17 protein-coding genes, 4 tRNA genes and 1 riboswitch are annotated in these 16,692 nt (G+C 45.3%); of the genes, 5 read left to right on the top strand and 16 right to left on the bottom strand.

What is annotated here, in order from left to right; genetic code table 11:
- Positions 1–8 precede the first annotated feature (8 nt).
- The 12 genes from PHILAsVB114_RS00560 to PHILAsVB114_RS00505 all read right to left on the bottom strand — a co-directional run bounded on the left by PHILAsVB114_RS00560 (position 9) and on the right by PHILAsVB114_RS00505 (position 12,058).
- Positions 9–1,754, bottom strand: a complete 1,746-nt coding sequence (locus PHILAsVB114_RS00560; RefSeq protein WP_095697476.1) for an O-antigen ligase family protein — start codon at positions 1,752–1,754, stop codon at positions 9–11.
- A gap of 82 nt (positions 1,755–1,836) precedes the next feature.
- Positions 1,837–3,534, bottom strand: coding sequence for a hypothetical protein (locus PHILAsVB114_RS00555; protein WP_095697475.1), 1,698 nt, complete (start codon positions 3,532–3,534; stop codon positions 1,837–1,839).
- A 119-nt stretch (positions 3,535–3,653) separates the two neighbouring features.
- Entirely contained in the window at positions 3,654–4,610 is a 957-nt protein-coding gene (locus tag PHILAsVB114_RS00550) for an RNA polymerase sigma factor (protein ID WP_204246801.1), read from the bottom strand.
- A gap of 235 nt (positions 4,611–4,845) precedes the next feature.
- The gene (locus PHILAsVB114_RS00545; RefSeq protein ID WP_095697474.1) at positions 4,846–5,232 is read right to left on the bottom strand and encodes a hypothetical protein; all 387 of its coding nucleotides are present in this window, start codon (positions 5,230–5,232) and stop codon (positions 4,846–4,848) included.
- Positions 5,233–5,331: 99 nt separating this feature from the next.
- A complete protein-coding gene (gene cobT / locus PHILAsVB114_RS00540; protein WP_095697473.1) occupies positions 5,332–6,825 on the bottom strand; it encodes a nicotinate-nucleotide--dimethylbenzimidazole phosphoribosyltransferase in 1,494 nt (497 codons plus the stop codon).
- Entirely contained in the window at positions 6,813–7,571 is a 759-nt protein-coding gene (cobS, locus tag PHILAsVB114_RS00535) for an adenosylcobinamide-GDP ribazoletransferase (protein ID WP_095697472.1), read from the bottom strand. The genes cobT and cobS overlap by 13 nt, the downstream gene beginning before the upstream one ends.
- Complete coding sequence (gene cobU / locus PHILAsVB114_RS00530) at positions 7,568–8,071, bottom strand: bifunctional adenosylcobinamide kinase/adenosylcobinamide-phosphate guanylyltransferase (protein ID WP_095697471.1); 504 nt, start codon at positions 8,069–8,071, stop codon at positions 7,568–7,570. Before cobU ends, cobS begins: the two co-directional genes overlap by 4 nt.
- Positions 8,068–8,826: an ABC transporter ATP-binding protein gene (locus PHILAsVB114_RS00525; RefSeq protein ID WP_095697470.1), complete on the bottom strand. Its 759-nt coding sequence runs from the start codon at positions 8,824–8,826 to the stop codon at positions 8,068–8,070. Before PHILAsVB114_RS00525 ends, cobU begins: the two co-directional genes overlap by 4 nt.
- Positions 8,823–9,836, bottom strand: coding sequence for a FecCD family ABC transporter permease (locus PHILAsVB114_RS00520; RefSeq protein ID WP_095697469.1), 1,014 nt, complete (start codon positions 9,834–9,836; stop codon positions 8,823–8,825). The genes PHILAsVB114_RS00525 and PHILAsVB114_RS00520 overlap by 4 nt, the downstream gene beginning before the upstream one ends.
- A complete protein-coding gene (locus PHILAsVB114_RS00515) occupies positions 9,837–10,754 on the bottom strand; it encodes an ABC transporter substrate-binding protein (RefSeq protein ID WP_095697468.1) in 918 nt (305 codons plus the stop codon).
- Between the two features lie 59 nt (positions 10,755–10,813).
- Positions 10,814–10,952: riboswitch (adenosylcobalamin (AdoCbl) riboswitch) on the bottom strand.
- Positions 10,953–11,010: 58 nt separating this feature from the next.
- Positions 11,011–11,083: transfer RNA gene (locus PHILAsVB114_RS00510), tRNA-Lys, on the bottom strand.
- Between the two features lie 42 nt (positions 11,084–11,125).
- Positions 11,126–12,058, bottom strand: coding sequence for an L-threonylcarbamoyladenylate synthase (locus PHILAsVB114_RS00505; RefSeq protein ID WP_095697467.1), 933 nt, complete (start codon positions 12,056–12,058; stop codon positions 11,126–11,128).
- 51 nt (positions 12,059–12,109) lie between these two features.
- On the opposite strand from PHILAsVB114_RS00505, the gene PHILAsVB114_RS00500 reads away from it, so the two are divergent.
- The 5 genes from PHILAsVB114_RS00500 (at position 12,110) to PHILAsVB114_RS00480 (ending at position 14,292) form a co-directional block, all read left to right on the top strand.
- Positions 12,110–12,826 (top strand): SIMPL domain-containing protein, encoded by a 717-nt coding sequence (locus tag PHILAsVB114_RS00500; RefSeq protein ID WP_204246800.1) that lies wholly within the window; start codon positions 12,110–12,112, stop codon positions 12,824–12,826.
- A 62-nt stretch (positions 12,827–12,888) separates the two neighbouring features.
- A tRNA-Glu gene (locus PHILAsVB114_RS00495) sits at positions 12,889–12,961 on the top strand.
- A 51-nt stretch (positions 12,962–13,012) separates the two neighbouring features.
- Positions 13,013–13,086: transfer RNA gene (locus PHILAsVB114_RS00490), tRNA-Asp, on the top strand.
- Positions 13,087–13,138: 52 nt separating this feature from the next.
- A tRNA-Phe gene (locus PHILAsVB114_RS00485) sits at positions 13,139–13,212 on the top strand.
- A gap of 198 nt (positions 13,213–13,410) precedes the next feature.
- Positions 13,411–14,292: a hypothetical protein gene (locus PHILAsVB114_RS00480; protein ID WP_095697466.1), complete on the top strand. Its 882-nt coding sequence runs from the start codon at positions 13,411–13,413 to the stop codon at positions 14,290–14,292.
- 8 nt (positions 14,293–14,300) lie between these two features.
- Here the strand turns inward: PHILAsVB114_RS00480 and PHILAsVB114_RS00475 are convergent, their stop codons facing one another.
- From PHILAsVB114_RS00475 to PHILAsVB114_RS00460, 4 genes are all read right to left on the bottom strand, one after another.
- Entirely contained in the window at positions 14,301–14,498 is a 198-nt protein-coding gene (locus tag PHILAsVB114_RS00475) for a DUF5302 family protein (protein WP_095697465.1), read from the bottom strand.
- A gap of 12 nt (positions 14,499–14,510) precedes the next feature.
- Positions 14,511–15,545 (bottom strand): MraY family glycosyltransferase, encoded by a 1,035-nt coding sequence (locus tag PHILAsVB114_RS00470; RefSeq protein ID WP_095697464.1) that lies wholly within the window; start codon positions 15,543–15,545, stop codon positions 14,511–14,513.
- 16 nt (positions 15,546–15,561) lie between these two features.
- Positions 15,562–15,753, bottom strand: coding sequence for a BldC family transcriptional regulator (locus tag PHILAsVB114_RS00465; protein WP_095697463.1), 192 nt, complete (start codon positions 15,751–15,753; stop codon positions 15,562–15,564).
- A 119-nt stretch (positions 15,754–15,872) separates the two neighbouring features.
- Positions 15,873–16,688: a DUF8083 family protein gene (locus tag PHILAsVB114_RS00460; protein ID WP_095697462.1), complete on the bottom strand. Its 816-nt coding sequence runs from the start codon at positions 16,686–16,688 to the stop codon at positions 15,873–15,875.
- Positions 16,689–16,692: the final 4 nt, after the last annotated feature.

The raw sequence follows: 16,692 nt of genomic DNA, 5'->3' as shown, positions 1-16,692 counted from the left end.
ATACTGCCTTACTTAATGGCTGAAACAGATGAATTAAGCGCAGCCAACTCAGCATTACTTGGGTCTACTTCTGTAATCTTTGCAATCGTTACCTTTGCATCAACGATGCGTGAGGCTGCGATTTCTAGCTTAGCTTTACCAACCAAGTAGCTTGGATTGATCGGGTCGAATTTAACAGAGTTATTAATATCTTCAATTGCTTTGTCATAGTTTCGAATACTGTTATCGCAGATGGCTTTCATATACCAACCTTGAGCGCTTCGATCGTCATATTTCAACAGTTTGTCAGATATCTGATTAGCAAATTCGCAATTATTTGGTTTATTAATTTCTTGAATACCAATCAACTCTGTTGTCTTTGCATTTGGCCATGCATCAATAACTTTCAAGATTGGTTCCACCCCTGTTATTTGCCCATTAACAACCTTTTTTACATTAGCATCGGCCATAAGTGCCTTGCCTGAAATAACGACAGCCAAAACCAATACAAATGCTGTCACTGAACGCACAATAAATGGGTCAATTTTCACTGTTGGTGCATCTTTGAGATAAATACCTGCGATTAATCCAGCACTCGAATAACCAATCAAAGAAAGCACAATCTGATCTGGACTGATCAAAGCCTGCAGAACATATGTGCTCCACATTGTGCCCAGTAAAGCAAGATCTCTTCGAACCTGAATTTTGTCATTATTTTTTAGAGATTTAAGCAACATGTAAAAAACTGACACAACGAAGGCAATCCAAATCACACCAACGACCAAACCGCCATTTGCAAAGTGATCAATCAACACATTGTGAGATTTGTCTGGAATAACAAATACGCCGTCACGTTTTAATTGCTCTGGTGTTCTGTATAACGCTGCATATCTCTGGAACTGATCTGCTCCCACACCAAAGATTGGATGATCTTTCCATATCTCAAATCCTGTGCGCCAATAATCTAGACGCTGTGCAACGCTTCCTTGAAAGAATAATTTCTCTCGCACAGTAGCCAGAAAACTTCCACCACCTATAAAGAGCACACCTATTCCAATTACGGCTGCACCAAGTACTCCACCTGATGCAAGCTTGGTAATTCGTCCAATTCTGCCCTTTGCCGCAAGATTTGAAAGCAACGCAAAGATTAAGATGCCACCAATGATTAGCAGTGGCGATTGTAATGACTTTGTTTTAAGGCTGATAAATACGGTTGCTGCGAAAAGCAATACACCAAAAACTTTAAGCGCACTAGTTTTCCCAACAAAAATTCTTGAGACCGCTACAACGCTTAGAATTCCAAAGAATGCTCCAGCAAAGTTTGGATTTCCTAAAGTTAACGAAACAGCCTTGTACGGGTTAGTCCACGGCAATGGGTCTTGATCCAAGAATTGAACACACCCATATGCCAGACCAGCAATCAATACACTTGGAAGGATCCAATCCAAAAATCCACGAATTTTAACTTCGCCCTGTGCGCAAACCAAAACCACCAATGTCAGTGCCAACCAGGTAGCTATGCCAAAATTTCTTTGATATCCACCTAAATAAATCGGAGCCAAGCCTTGCCCATTCACGACTGCTGAAACTAAATACCCCAATACAAGTCCAATGGGGGTCAATAAGAACCAAGACTTCTTCCACGAACCCCGGCTTCTAACCAAAACCGCTATCAGTACCCCCGCAAGCAAAACCGAACTGGCAAATATAGAAACTGGATCGTGTGCGAACCAACCAACCGAAACTAAAACCAATGGAATTAATGCTAGGAACATGAAATGAAATATACCGCTGCGCACCTTAGAAAAGCCTAAAGGCGGCCCCCGAAGGGGCCGCCTTTAGTGTCTATCGAAGTTATTACTTCTTTAGAAGAGCCTTCTGAAGGGCTGCAATCTGCTTGTTGATTGATGCGATCAAGGAAACGATTGCCTTGAGAACATCGGCATTGCTTACAGCAGTTGAAGTTGATGCGATCTTGTAAGACACAGTCTTAGCAGATGTATCAGTTGTTCCAGTTAACTTGAAAGTTCCAACGAATGAACCTTCTGTTGTTCCAACTGATAGCTGGTAAGTCTTTGTACCAGCACCTGAGTTGAACTTGTCTACATCAGTTGGAGCTGTAACAAATGTCATTCCACCGAATGCAGATGTTGATTCACCAAGTGCTAGGAGTGACTGAGCGAAGTTTCCGTCAGCATCCTTTGAAGAGACAGTAAGTGTTGCAATCTCACCTGGTGAATAAGAAGCCTTATCCAATGAGATTGACCATGTGTCAATTGAAGCTCCGCCGCAATAGACATCAAATGGTGCTGAAGTTACATATGTAACACCAGATGCAAGAGCACGAACTGTGATCTTCGCAGCTCCACCCTTTGAAGTACATGCGTATGAAGCAACTGTTCCTGCTGCAAGGTTTGCAGCAGTGACCGCAGGAGTTGTACCCAAAATAGCACCAGTTGAAGCATCAGTTGCTGTTCCAGTTGTTGCAGCTACTGAGGCTGCGTCAGAAACCACAAGTACTGATGCAACGTTGTTAGCCTCAGTTGTTGAGTTTGAGATTGTGATGCTTGGAAGTACGTTACCAAGTGCATCTGTAACAGCTGCGCGGTAGTAACCAGATCCACTCTTAACACCAACAGTCACACCAGAGACAACAACCTTGGCTGCAACTCCCTGAAGTTTAAATGACTTTGTACCGACTGTGATGCCGTTCCATGTCAAAGTAACTGAGCAGTTAACTGCTTCGCCTGATGTAGCAGCCTTTACTTCCAAAGTAAGGTCCGCACCTGTTCCTGTCATAACTGCAGTTGATGCAGCTGGATCTGTTGCAGCACCTGCGGTTGCGTCAGATGCTTCAACTGCCACCCAGCAACCTGTGCCAGTACCTGTTGCAGTCGCAACGATTGGCTTTGATGAAAGTGCTGCATCGTAAACGTTGAACAACTGAGCACGCATATAACCTACGCCAGATACAGCAACAGTGTTCGCATCTGTTGTATCTACGCCGTTAAATGCAGTTTCCCAAGCAGTTCCTGCTGCATCGTCTGTATCTGTTTGAGCAAGTGAAGTCATTGTGAAATTGCTATTCGCAAGCGATAGCGTGCTTGTCTCACATGATGCAACAACAGTGATGTCGAATGTGTCAACAGCTGCAGTTGATGATGATACAGAGGCAGTAACAGTTACTGTTCCTAGGCCATTTAGACGAATTTCGTGTGTATCAGATGCAGTTCCATCGGTATCAGTAATCGTTGTTGGTGTTGATGATGCACCTTCTGTTGAAACAACAACAGCTGGACCTGAGATTTTGATGTAGTAATCATCAGCAGTAGCTGAGTCCATAGAAACAAGTGAACCGTTGACGAATACGCCACCTTGTCCACCAGTTGCGATAGAACATGCTCCTGTGTTTACTGAAGTTGATGCTGCATTGATGTCGAGATCATCAGCTGCAAAATCAGCTGCATTTGCTGGAGCGATTGATGTAAGTACACCAAGTCCCAACGCTGCTACTGCTACAAGCGCTACGCGCTTGAAGTTTGTCTTTGTAGACATGTTTTTCCTTTCGTTAGTCAGATTCAGGAATTTCCTGGATCTGGCTCGAAGATCTTTCGATCTTCTAATTCCGCTTCTTTTATGACGAACACGTGTAGCGCCATAACCGATGCGGAAAGTTATTGGGTTGTATCTCCTTCAGCGACCATGATCATGGCTAGCGTCTCTGCCATGACTGCAACTGATTCCAGTTGAGCTTTGGAGATATCCATCTGGTCGTTGAACTCTTCAACGGAAATGCCAGATGATTTCTTTACTGAAACTTTCTTTGCTGGCTCTGTAACAACAACTGGGGCAGCAGGTGTAACTGCTTCTTCCGTCACAGTTGTTGGAGCTGAGATTGCAAGATCGTTGACCTGAACATTTCCTTCATTGCCGGTCAATGAGTTAAAGCCGAGAAATGCTGTGACAACGAGAAGAAGGGAGAGTGCAACCTTGGAGGATTTCTGTGCAAGGACTGCTGCCTTCTTATAAGAGGTGGAAAGCATGTCAAGGGCAGTAAGACCACGCTCTTCATCGATGACGAGTTCGCTGAGAACGCGACGAAGAGATGCGCGAGCACGAGAGACTGTGTGACGAACTGCAGATTCTTTAATGCCGAGCTCGGATGCGATCTCAGAAGTTGATCGACCTTCCATCTCCCACATCACAAGCGCTGCGCGCTCAGCAGGAGATAACATTGCAAGTGCTTGACGAATAATTGCTGCATCCTCTGCAGCTGAAATGACAGATGAGTGATCGCCATCTACTTGCCAAGCAGCCTCAACTTCAGCAGTGGCGTCATCTAGAACCACAAGGTTTGGACGACGTCCCTCTAGACGGAATAGATCAATGCAAAGATTTTCAATTGTGCGGTGTAGATAAGAAAGGCCGTGATCTGTTGACTCTAGTTCTGGAGCAGCCAACATGAACTTGATCAGGGCATCTTGTGTGATTTCTTCAGCCTTTGCGGAATCCTTTAGTACGCGATTAGCGTGGGCAAGAAGCTCTGAACGGTGCTCTGTGTAGAAAGCACCGAGCTCAGCAACGGTCCACACACGTGGTCCTTGCGCTAGAGCCTTCTTCTTAATAGCCACTTGGATTTTCCTTAACCGGTTTTGTATTACAGAGCCGACCGTCGCCGCCTCTACCAACTACTACGCATCCGCAGCCTGAATGTAGCGGAGGATAGACAAAACGGACATTTCATCGAGGGAGCGGGGTTACTCCAGACCTTAATTTTACCTTGCTTAAGCGCAAATCCTGCGCAGGCAAGCCAAAAGGCGGCCTTCCGATATAGAAAACCGCCCTTTGATACTACTTATATGGGATTTAGGCGCCTTTTTTACACCATTTTGTCTTCAGGGCGTTGAGCACAAGGACGTTATCCGATGTCATCGTGTCGATCTCAGCCTGTTGAGTGATTTTGTCTGCTCCACCCAAAAGGCCAAGCATGTCCATAGCCTGTGGGATTAGATCATCTTTGATGGAGATGTAACTGTCGTAACCCTCAAGACAGGTCTTTAGGGCCCAAGTGTTCTTTGTTGGTGTGACGAATGGGTTCTTGCCACAGAGGTAGACCTTTTTGCCAACCTTCTTCACTGAACCTTCCTTTGCGCAGGAAGTACCAGTCTTGATTGTCGCAGCCGATGCTGGTGTGACAACTGAAGTGGCTAAAAATAGGCCTAGAACTGAAGCGATAACAATCTTGCGAAGCATAGATACCTCCATAGGAATGGCAAAAGAATAGCAAGAAACCCTTGATTTAAAAGGGGCACAAGGGTGAATTGGTTGGTAATCCTCTGTGAATAAATGGTTCTAAAGCAGATCAGAGATCCGAGCCATGCGAGAAAGTGCCTGACATGCCGATCTAATAATAGGTATTGATAACAAAGCACCGGTGCCTTCGCCAAGTCGTAAATCTAAATCTAGAAGCGGGTTTAGTCCGAGGTGCTTTAGTGCAATTTTTGATCCTGGTTCGGAAGAACAATGTGCAGCAATAAGAAAGCTTGTTGTGTTTGGTTTCATTGCTTCTGCCACTGTTGCTGCCGCGAGTGTGATTACACCATCTAATAGAACCGGTATTTGTAGAGATGTTGTGCGCAGTATGTAGCCAGTGAGTGCAGCTATTTCTAAACCGCCGATTTGAGCAAGAACATCAATTGGATCTGTTGTTGATTTTGTTTTATTAATCAATTGCTCGACGATTTCTACTTTCCGTACATAAGTCGCATCATCAATTCCTGAGCCGCGTCCGGTAACTTCCTGCGCATTTGCATTTGCGAAGTGGGCAATCAACGCTGCTGACGGCGTTGTGTTTCCAATTCCCACTTCGCCAGTACAGAGTGACCTTGAACCACCGGCGATTAATCTTTCAGCAGTTTGTGCGCCAACGTTCATTGCAGCGATAACTTCTTCTCGCGTCATTGCAGCATCCGTGCGAACATCTTGCGTCCCGCTTTTCACTCTCTCGTTGCGAACAGCACGTGACTTAGAGTCACTAACCGCGCCAACATTTATGTATTGGCAGTACACGTCAGCAACATCCGCCAAAACAGAGACAGCAGCTTTCTTATCTCCCATAACTTCCAGCATCATTCCTGTAATCGCTTGTGGCCACGGAGTAACAGAGTCATCAGCTGCAATTCCGTGATCGCCACCAAAGACGGCAATTGCAGCGGGGTCAATAGTTGGTGTGTGCGAATGTGTAATTCCTGCAATCTGTGCTGCAACTTTTTCTAATTTGCCAAGTGATCCAACTGGCTTTGCCAAACCATCGAATTCTTTTTGTACGGCATCTACATGTGCTTGTGAGTACGTTGGTTGCGTGTGCAGTGCACGATCGAGTGCAGAATCACTGTGTAATAAGTATTGATGCATTGACTGATAAATATCAGGCCCTGTGTATGCAAAGGCAGTACCAGAAGAGTTCGCTGCCTGTAAATCTGTTTCTATATCGCCTACATAAATTGTGCGCTCTGCTTTTATATCCAATGCCTTGATTGCCGCAACAATCGGAGCTGGATCTGGCTTGTGAATGCCTAATTCACCGGTAGCAATAACAACATCAAAGTAATGATCAATTCCAACAATCGCTAGCTTCTTTTTAATATCGCCTGCAGTAATCGTCTGCGTATTTGAAACTATGCCAATCTTTACTTGCCCGTACAACTCTTTAAGCAGTTGCTCAACGCCCGGAAGTAACTCAACCGCCAGTGATTCGTAAGGCACTCCAGGATTTTCTTGTTTAATTAAAGTATTACCTAGATCAAATAAGACAGCATCAAATCTGGCCTTAACTAAATCAGCCATGACAACCAAATGGAATGAGTCAGAATCACAACAAAGTAAAGAAGTATGAAGCTTTCGGCAATTTGTTCGGATGCCCCCAACACATCACCAAGAACGCCACCAATTTTCTTCTTAACGTAGCTCAAGAAAACAAAACCAACGACCGCGACAATTGCGGCTGCAATAAATAGATGACTGCCAATTAACCCAAAGAGCAAAACAATCGTCAGCACGGTGGATGCAAGTACGTCTCGCCCGCGCACCGCACGAGAGTATGTGGCACCCATTCCTTCGTGTGACGGAACAGCAGGAGCCATCATGAAATAAATCGGAACCAACCGACCCAGCGAGTGCGCAGTGATAATTGCAAGTAAGCCAACTTTTGGAGACAAAGTTGAAAGTAAGGAAATTTGAATAATCAACTGTAAAACAATTGAAAGTACTCCGTATGTGCCATGCCGTGAATCCTTAAGAATTCGCAAGCGATCTTCCGGTGTCCATCCACCAACAAGTCCATCAAAAGTATCGGCTAACCCATCTTGATGAAATCCACCTGTCACAAGTGTTGAAAATAGAATCGTTATCGCAGCAGCTGGTAAAGTTGGTATGCCTTGAGATAAAAAGTAAAAAAGAATTCCTGTAACGCCACCGATTACCCAACCAACAAAGGGAAACCAGACAGCGCTGCGCTGAATTGAAATATCTGGCTTGTGCCCAATTGGAATTCGGGTAAGAAAAGCAAAAGCTACTTTGATGTCATTAATCATTTTAATTCCTGGGCAATACCGAATTTCATGAAATAAACCTTCTCCGCCGCTTGAGCAAATTGTTGATTCATGATTCCTGAGAGATCGCGAAATTCTCGCGAAACCGGGTGCATCGGAACAATGCCTTCGCCTACTTCATTGCTAATAAAAATAGTTGCACCTTTGCGTGCGCGGGCCGCGGCAATCACAGATTCATTTGAATCACTGCCTTCGCCCATCATGTTATTTGATAACCATAATGTCAGGCAGTCCACTAAAACCGTTGCATGGGTATCTATTTCTTTCAGTGCTTTGCTTAAATTCTTTGGTTCTTCTACTAAAGAAAACGCATCACCTCGATCATTCTGGTGTTTTTGAATTCGCTTAGTCATCTCATCATCTACTGCTTCAGCAGTTGCAATAAAGATCGGCTTGCTTGCCCCAGATAATGTCAGCGCTAGTTCTTCACCTTTACGGCTCTTGCCGCTTCGGGCGCCGCCTGCAACAAAATAGATGCTCATATCTGTAGTGAATTCTTTGTAGCAACAATTACTGGACGACCATTGTCCAGAGTGTGAATTGTGATTCCGTCATCAAATGCGTGCTTGAGTTCTGGTGAATGAATCACCGTATTTGAAGGTCCGTCTAGTAACACCTTGCCGTTTTGCATAATGACAATTCGTTCTGCATACATCGCACCCAGTGTGATGTCATGCATCGTTGAAACGATGGTGACGCCATTGTTTTGCATTCCTTCAATGTGATTCAGTGTTGAAATCTGGTGGTGCAAATCAAGTGCTGAAGTTGGTTCATCCAAAATCATTAACTCTGGTTCTTGCACAAGCGCGCGAGCAATCAGTACCCGTTGCATTTCGCCGCCAGATAATTGCGTAACTAATTGGTGGCGCAGTCCAGACAGTTGCATCTGCTCAAGTATTTGTTGCACTAAACGTCGACTTGTACGAGATTCTCGTCCCCATCCATCCAGGCGTGCACGTCCGAGCATCACATACTCTGCAACGTCCATACCTGCTGGAATCTCTGGACGTTGCGGAACAAATGCGACGTTACGTAAATTCTTGTAGACCTCAAGGCCATCGATAGTGATTGATCCGTCGTATGCCTTATTGCCAAGCAGCGTTCTTAAGAAAGTTGTTTTACCCGCACCATTAGGACCAACAAGACATGTCCACGAACCACGGGGGATATCTAATGTGATGTGGTCCAGTGCATAAAAATCGCCATAGCGCACGGATAGGTTTTTGATTTCGATCATTTAAGGACTCTCTTTGCTCGTAGTACGAATAAAAGAAATGGTGCGCCAACAAAGGCAGTGATGACACCGATAGGTAATTCCGCAGGAGATAACAAGGTGCGTGCACCAAGATCTGCAAGAACTAAGAACGCGGCACCCGAGAGTGCCACCGTAAATAAAACTCTGTTGGTTGCTCGCTTTGTAAGCCCACGAACTAAGTGCGGAACAACGATTCCGACGAAGCCGATCAGACCACTAGCAGATACGGCTGTTGCAGTTGCAAGGGTTGCAGCGCCTATTGCGATGATTCGTATTTTATTTGGAGAAATACCGAGCGAGAAAGCTTCTTCGTCACTGAGTAGCAAGCCATCCAATAAACGCGACATACGAATCAAAATCACTAGCGCCAGCAAGATATAGATACTGGCCCACTTAACAACTTGCCAATCAGCGACCGTCAGCTGCCCCAAGATCCATGAATAGACGGGGCGCAGGACTTCACTGTTGCGTTGTTGCAAATACGTCTGCACAGCAGTTGCAAAAGAGCCAATAGCGATTCCTGATAATAAAAGCGTTGCAGGATCTGCAAATGCTCTTCCTGAAATCATGAATGTTGCAGCAACAGCCAAAACGCCCCCAAGAAAAGCGAATAGTGGAAGTGCTGCATAAAAACTTTGTGTGCCGCCAGTTAGTGCAAGTGTTGCTCCGAGACCAGCACCTGCTGCTGCACCCAACAGATATGGATCAGCAAGTGGATTGCGGAAAACCGTTTGATAGACCGCACCACTAGTTGCAAGCGCCGCACCAACGAGTGCTGCTAGTAAAACTCTTGGCAGGCGGAGTTGCAAGAAGAGAATCTTTTCTTCATCTTGCAATCCACCGCTTAAACCAAAGAGTGTGCGCAAAATTTTCATGAAGTCCAAAGAGATCGGACCGAAAGAGACACCGAGCAACAACACAAATGCGAGCAAGATGCCCACAAATAGAGTTGTGCGCCAGTGCCAGATTCGGTCGATCTCTTGATTTTTCATTTAGGAAACTTTTGCCAATGAAGCACCGATTAACTTATAGAAATCAACAAGACGTGGTCCCCAGCGAGATGGAACATCTGCTGGTAGCTCCACAATCTTTTTATTCTTCACTGCGCTGATCTGTGACCACCCAGCGCGCTTAGAAACAGAATCAGCAGTAACGCCGTACTGAGCATCAGCTAAGAAAATTACTTGTGGATCACTCTTAAGTAGATACTCGGCAGATAACTGTGGGTAACCAGAGTTATCGGCACCTGATGCAGCATCAGCAATGTTTACAGCACCAAAGTCCTTATAGACCTTGCCAATAAAGGTATTAGATGTGACCGAGTAATACGTGTCATCTAATTCGTGGAATATACGAATCTTTGAACTCTTCTTAGCTTTAGCCAAAACATCTTTAATTGACTTAGCCATCGCAGCGTTGAGCTTGACGGCCCCATCCTGTCGATCCGTCACCTTTGCCAGAAGTGAGTTCTCTGCATAGACATCCTTAAGTGTTGCCGGTGCTTTCTCCATTAAGACAGGAATGCCCAACTTCACTAACGCATTTCTAATCTGCGGTGCCTTTGTTGAGTCAATAGAAAGCAAAACAAGATCAGGTTTTTTGGCCAAGATTGCTTCTACGTTTGGCTCGAATGCACTTATCTCGCTAATCGGCGCACCTTCTGGGTAATTTGAAAGATTATCCACTGCAAGAATTTGTGAACCAGCACCTACTGCATAAAAAATCTCAGTTGCGCTAGGAGATAACGAAATAATTTTTGTTGGTTTTTTAGCAATCTTTGTGGTGTAACCACCGAACTTAATAGTAAGCGGATACTGTGTTGCTGCCGCATACGCGGGACTTGCCAGAACTGATGCGAAAACAATTGCAACGATTGCAATTGCAGGCGCACGAAGACGTGCCTTAAACATAAAAAACTCCCTCAATAATTTGAGGGAGGAAAATTGGGCGAAAAAGCAATAACGCTTAGAGGCCCGACCTTCCTCCGAGGTCGGATACTTCGGCGTTCTGCCAGGCGACCTGGCTTAGATCTTTCGATCATTTACAGTTGCGGGACAGCGCCGGAATTTAACCGGACTTCGCTAGACACAACGCCACTTACGTTTTTAGTTTCCTAATTGGTAAGCGAGTGAAAATTAACAGTGAATGAGTTTTAAATCAAGAACGTGGGCCCAGACGGGCTCGAACCGTCGACCCACGGATTAAAAGTCCGTTGCTCTACCGACTGAGCTATAGGCCCCAAATGTTTTCTGCTGTGTACTTGCGGAATCCTAGCCGAAAATTATCTCCCCTTTGACGCACGCATTAAGCGGTCACGGATGGCAATTGCAAGCCCATCACCGCTGGGTTGGATAACTGCAATCGTTTTTAGGCCTTGTGCATCTCCATCTCGAAGTGCCGAATAAAGAGTGCGCGCAAACTCATCTGTGTTTGCAGGAGATACCAATCGAATTGCCCCAGATGGTGTTGCAACTTCTGCAGGTGCAATAAATCCCTGTCCAGCACTTGCTTGAACATCAAGAAGTATTTGAGCATTTGGTGCGTAGTGTTTTTCAAGAGATCCACTGACGCGAATATTTGCATCTATATCGCCACTTACTTGCATCCCTGTTGCTTTTTCAATCATCTCTTGCGTGATTGCACCCGGGCGCAGAATCTTCGGTGCATCCCCCGTGCAATCAATGATTGTCGATTCCAGCCCCACCTGAGCTGCCCCGCCATCAAGAATCAAATCTTCCGCAGATAAATAAGTACCAATTTCTTCTTGCACGGCAGCAGCCGTTGTGGGCGAAACATGACCGAATTTATTGGCCGAAGGCGCAGCAATTGCGTGCACACCAATCTTCTTGCACTCTTGCAAAAGTTCTAACGCCAACGCATGATCTGGAACCCGAAGACCAACTGTGTCTTGTCCTCCGGTAACGAAATCCTTTGCGGCATCACTGCGTTTAAATATCAGCGTCATCGGTCCTGGCCAGAAAGAACGCGCGAGCGCCATTGCGTAATCGCTGACATCTGTCGCCCAATAAGTAATGTCATTCATCGAAGCAATATGCAGAATTAGAGGGTGATCTTGCGGGCGACCCTTTACTTCATAAATACGCGCAACTGCTTTTTCATTACTTGCATCGGCGCCAAGTCCGTAAACAGTTTCTGTTGGAAAGGCAATCAGAGCACCGTTTTTGAGTGCTTGTGCATTTTCTCCTTGGCTCATCTGCGTATTCTCTCATTATTTTCACAGAGACAAAGAAGTACACTTGAGCCTATGAAAACCACACACATGAAGAGATTCGCAGTCCTAGCCATTGCTCTTTCCTTGATCGGTGGCGTGGCACTTGCCCCTGCATCAATGGCGGCATCACCTAACCGTTCTATCTCAGTAAATGCTGAAGGAACAGTCAAGGTGACACCTGATGCGGTGCGCATGAGCGCAACTGCAACTGTTGTGGCAGCAAGCAATAAAGAAGCATTAGCTGAGACAGCAAAGGCCGCAGCAGCTGTGAGAGCGGCACTTCTTGCAAATGGTGTGGCAAAGACAGAGATCGCAACACAATCAATCTCTTCTTATCCTGAATACAGCTACACCCCAGATGGTGGATCAAAACTTATTGGCTACCGTGCGTCACAATCATTTGTTGTAACAATTAAGAACGCAGCAAATGCTGGAGCAGTAGTTGATGCTGTTGTTGCAGCAGGTGGGGATAACTTGCAGGTCAATGGTGTTTCACCATTCGTACTTGATTCAAGCAAAGCATCACTTTCTGCACGCACCGTTGCTGTTAAGAATGCGCGTGCTAAAGCGTTGTCATATGCGAAGTTGTTAGGTGTAAAACTTGGACGTGTAATTACTTTGTCTGAAAGCAGCGGACCATCTGCATATCCAATAATGGCGATGGCTAAAGATGCAGCTGGTGAAACTGTGATTGATCTTGGCCAACAAGATGTAACTGTGGCAATCTCAGTTAAATGGGCTATTAATTAGCGTATAAATAAAGGCAGTTTGGTCGCACGCTTTACACAAGGTACGATTTGCGAGCCTCAAACGTCCCCATCGTCTAGGGGCCTAGGACATCGCCCTTTCACGGCGGTAACACGGGTTCGAATCCCGTTGGGGGCACGCAGTACAGCAGTAAAGGTTTTGAAATTAATTCTTACAAATTTATTTCAAGGCCCGGTAGCGCAGTTGGTTAGCGCGCCGCCCTGTCACGGCGGAGGTCGCGGGTTCAAGTCCCGTCCGGGTCGCAAAAGTTTGGCGCTGTACACATTCGTGTGGCCGGCGCTGAATTTTTGGTAAGGCTTGGTAGCTCAGTTGGTACGAGCGAACGACTGAAAATCGTTAGGTCGCCGGTTCGATCCCGGCCCAAGCCACTTTCGCAACTACGTTAATTTATTTAGCGCGTCTAGAGCAATTTTTACTGGTTATGTGGCTCTATATATTGTTGAAGTCTTGAATCGTGTTAACACTTTTGTAGGCTCAGACAAGGTAACTTTTTTTCAAGTGACTTTGAATAGCAAATATAATTTGATTCCGAATCGAATATGGATGGTTTGGGTTAGACTACAGCCATGAAAATTGGAATTGCTGGTCCAGGTAGATCTGGAACCACACTTTTAGTGCGAATATTTTCTGAGTTTGGTTTTAAAGCCCCGACCGAAAATGGCGGTTTCTCTGAACAGGCTCAGGCTGGATACGAATCAAGGATTGATGGAACTTCGGAATTCGAAATTGATAAAGATCCTTGGTTTTTCGAATATGTAAATTCTGTTTCACTTGCAAATTTAAATAAGTATGAGTTGATACTAATTCCAATTAGAAATAGACGAGATGCGGTTGTTAGTCGGGTCTCTCAGGAACGAGCATCGCGAGCACTTCAACATCAATCTACAGAATGGACTTGGAGCACGTGGGCCGATGTTCCAGGAGGGGCTGTTTTTGGAATAGATTCCGATTCCGTAAATCGAACTCTAAGTGCCGGATTGTGGGACTTGATTGAGGCTTGTGAACGGCTAAGACTTCCCTACAAGTTTATTCACTTTCCCAAGTTTGCAAGTGATTTTGAATACTTTTGGAGCTCTTTGGGATTCCTGGTTGAGAGAAAAATTTCAAAACAAGAGGCCAAAAAAAATTTTGAACAAGTGGTCGATCTTGACAAGATATCTTCAAAATCCAATGATTCCGAGTCAATAAAAATTCAAGAGTTGGAAAATGTCATCTCTATTTTACAGAAAGAAACTCATAAAAAAGAGGGTAATCTTCTCGAGGCAATTTCGGAGCGGGATATCGCTATTTCGGAGCGGGATATCGCTATTTCGGAGCGGGATATCGCTATTTCGGAGCGGGATATCGCTATTTCGGAGCGGCAAAAGATAACTCATTCCAAAACTTGGCGTATCTTTGGTATTTATAGAGGATTAAAAAGTTATCTCTCTGGCCAATCAAAAGGTTAAGTTGGGAATTAACCAGCTGCAGAACCAGAAGATCCAGACTTACGTTGGAATCGACCTGGTGCACCGCCAGTTGCTTGACCACCGCTCACTTTAGAACCAGAAGAGCGTCCTTCTTTTGGAGCAGGTGCGTTCTTACTCTTTTTCTTCTCAAGAGCTTCTAAAAACTTTGCGCGAGCATCATCTGCGGGTTTCTTGTTATCGGCCATGGAAGAAGTTTACTACTTATCTTCGCTAGAGATACGCAAGAAAAACACGAGCAGTCCGATCCATCCAGCGCCAGCAACATAGGCAAAGATCGAATTCTCAGTTTGATAGATGGCATATGCCAACAGCCCATAGACACCTGATGCCGCCCACAGAGTGATCGCTGCGTATTTACGATGAATGCCAATGCGCATTAAACGATGCGACAAGTGATCGCGACCGCCAGTAAATGGTGAGATCCCGCGATATAGACGTGATGTGACTGCAACTGTTGTATCAAGAATCGGAATTGCAAGCAGAGCAATCGGGATAACTAGTGAAAGCACTTGTGGTTTAACTCCTGGATCAAGGCGAATAGTAAGAACGCCCATAACAATGCCTAAAAACAAAGCCCCGGCATCGCCCATATAGATCTTTGCAGGAGATTTATTCCAGAGCAAAAATCCTGCTGTGGAGCCACAAACAACAATGGCGAGTGCGCTAACGAGTATCTGGCCTTCAGTATTTGCAATAAGAAATAGAAAGAACGAGGCAATCGCAACTGTGCCAGCGGCGCCGCCATCCAGGTTGTCAAAGAAGTTAATGGAGTTTGTAATTCCGACAATCCAAAAAATAGAGACTGCGGCGTTTAGAAAAGTGTTGCCGAGTGCAAATCCCATTGTGTCTGTGGCAATCAAAATCAGCGCCATCGCTGTGCCAGCAGATGTTTGGGCAATTAAACGCGGCCATGGTTGTAGGCCGCGTAAGTCATCCCAAAGTCCCATTGCAGAGATAAGAATTGCTGGTACTAGAACGGAGCTGGCAAGTCCTAGAGATTTAAGGTTGAAATCTTTTGCAACTAGTGCGATGTATGAAGTAACAACAACGCCAACAGCGATTGCAACACCGCCTAGATAAGGCACCGGCTCTTTTTGAATCTTACGCGCCATATCTGGTGAATCAACTACGTTATAGCGAATCGCAATCTTGCGCATTGGACCAGTAATCACACCGACATAGACCAGCGCAACAGCACCCAACAACAGGTACTGCGTAATTGAGTAATTCATAAAGAAAAAGAAGAAATTAGTTGCTCTGAGTTGATTTTAGTAATTCGCGAACTTCTGATTCGCGGTAACGGCGGTGACCACCGAGGGTTCTAATTGATGTGAGTTTTCCTGCTTGTGCCCAACGTGTAACAGTCTTTGGATCTACTCGAAATAGAGCGGCTACTTCGGCGGGAGTGAGCAAAACTTCTGCATCAGTTAATCGATTCATATCCACCATTTAACGCTCGAAGGTTCTCGCAATTCGGTTGTCCGTATTGCACCTTATGGAGTGAAGTATCTAGGTTTGGATAGGTCAAAAGCAATACAGTTTTAGTGAATTTTTAGGTACTACATAGCCGATTCGTACGCGCCAACTTTGCGCCAACGCGAAACCAAACGCTCATATCCCTGTCCTGCAAGTGATCCATCCCCTGCTGCAAGGCCAGCTAATGATGACAAGACATCTTCAACGGATGTATCAGCATCTAATCCACTTTCGCCAGAATCTCGGAGGGCTTTATCTAAATAATTAGCGAGCCCACCGTAATCTAATTCAACGAGTGATTGCGGATGAAATAAATCTAGCCAATCTTCTAACTCTTCAATTTCACCTTCAACTGGTCCAGGACCAAATGCGCGTTGCACAGTTTCGTGCGCAACTTGGCAACGTGCTTTGGCATCGGCGATGCGAGCGCGCATTAATGTGTAGTGACCATCGTTATCGATTCCGCGGACTCGTTCTTCTGGTGCAAAGAGTGAAAACCATCGTGGTGGAATAACCCAGGTTTGTGTCAAAATATGTGGAACTTTATCTTCGAGTTGTTCAACTCCTGCAGTGATGACATCTTCAAGAGATTCTGGAACAAAAAACTTTGTAACTGAACTTGGCATCGAATCCTTAAAATCATCAAGGGCGGCCCAACAACGATTAGCAGTTGACCAAGGCGAAACGTAGCGAACGCCGTCGATATCTAAAATATGCGCACCATCTGGTCGTCCGGCTGGTGGCTCTGGAAAAATAATTCTGCGAAGTGCTAACGATTGTTCTTCGGTGCGCGAATCTTTTTCTGGATCAATAGATGTCCAGCGCAAACGATCAACAGGATCAAATGCCGAAAGTGGTTCATAGATTCGAAGTGATGCGACGTACGGAGTCGGGCGCATTTTT

The organism is Candidatus Planktophila limnetica (assembly GCF_002288365.1).
Classification (GTDB): Bacteria; Actinomycetota; Actinomycetes; order Nanopelagicales; family Nanopelagicaceae; genus Planktophila; species Planktophila limnetica.
This window is presented reverse-complemented; position numbering and strand designations above follow the sequence as displayed.

Excerpts from the sequence above, each read along its gene's own strand:
- PHILAsVB114_RS00560 (WP_095697476.1), bottom strand. The coding sequence starts at position 1,754 with ATGTTCCTAGCATTAATTCCATTGGTTTTAGTTTCGGTTGGTTGGTTC.
- PHILAsVB114_RS00475 (WP_095697465.1), bottom strand. The coding sequence starts at position 14,498 with ATGGCCGATAACAAGAAACCCGCAGATGATGCTCGCGCAAAGTTTTTA.
- PHILAsVB114_RS00465 (WP_095697463.1), bottom strand. The coding sequence starts at position 15,753 with ATGAATCGATTAACTGATGCAGAAGTTTTGCTCACTCCCGCCGAAGTA.
- cobS (WP_095697472.1), bottom strand. The coding sequence starts at position 7,571 with ATGATTAATGACATCAAAGTAGCTTTTGCTTTTCTTACCCGAATTCCA.
- PHILAsVB114_RS00460 (WP_095697462.1), bottom strand. The coding sequence starts at position 16,688 with ATGCGCCCGACTCCGTACGTCGCATCACTTCGAATCTATGAACCACTT.
- cobU (WP_095697471.1), bottom strand. The coding sequence starts at position 8,071 with ATGAGCATCTATTTTGTTGCAGGCGGCGCCCGAAGCGGCAAGAGCCGT.
- PHILAsVB114_RS00500 (WP_204246800.1), top strand. The coding sequence starts at position 12,110 with ATGAAAACCACACACATGAAGAGATTCGCAGTCCTAGCCATTGCTCTT.
- PHILAsVB114_RS00555 (WP_095697475.1), bottom strand. The coding sequence starts at position 3,534 with ATGTCTACAAAGACAAACTTCAAGCGCGTAGCGCTTGTAGCAGTAGCA.
- PHILAsVB114_RS00520 (WP_095697469.1), bottom strand. The coding sequence starts at position 9,836 with ATGAAAAATCAAGAGATCGACCGAATCTGGCACTGGCGCACAACTCTA.
- PHILAsVB114_RS00505 (WP_095697467.1), bottom strand. The coding sequence starts at position 12,058 with ATGAGCCAAGGAGAAAATGCACAAGCACTCAAAAACGGTGCTCTGATT.
- PHILAsVB114_RS00545 (WP_095697474.1), bottom strand. The coding sequence starts at position 5,232 with ATGCTTCGCAAGATTGTTATCGCTTCAGTTCTAGGCCTATTTTTAGCC.
- PHILAsVB114_RS00515 (WP_095697468.1), bottom strand. The coding sequence starts at position 10,754 with ATGTTTAAGGCACGTCTTCGTGCGCCTGCAATTGCAATCGTTGCAATT.
- PHILAsVB114_RS00480 (WP_095697466.1), top strand. The coding sequence starts at position 13,411 with ATGAAAATTGGAATTGCTGGTCCAGGTAGATCTGGAACCACACTTTTA.
- PHILAsVB114_RS00525 (WP_095697470.1), bottom strand. The coding sequence starts at position 8,826 with ATGATCGAAATCAAAAACCTATCCGTGCGCTATGGCGATTTTTATGCA.
- cobT (WP_095697473.1), bottom strand. The coding sequence starts at position 6,825 with ATGGCTGATTTAGTTAAGGCCAGATTTGATGCTGTCTTATTTGATCTA.
- PHILAsVB114_RS00470 (WP_095697464.1), bottom strand. The coding sequence starts at position 15,545 with ATGAATTACTCAATTACGCAGTACCTGTTGTTGGGTGCTGTTGCGCTG.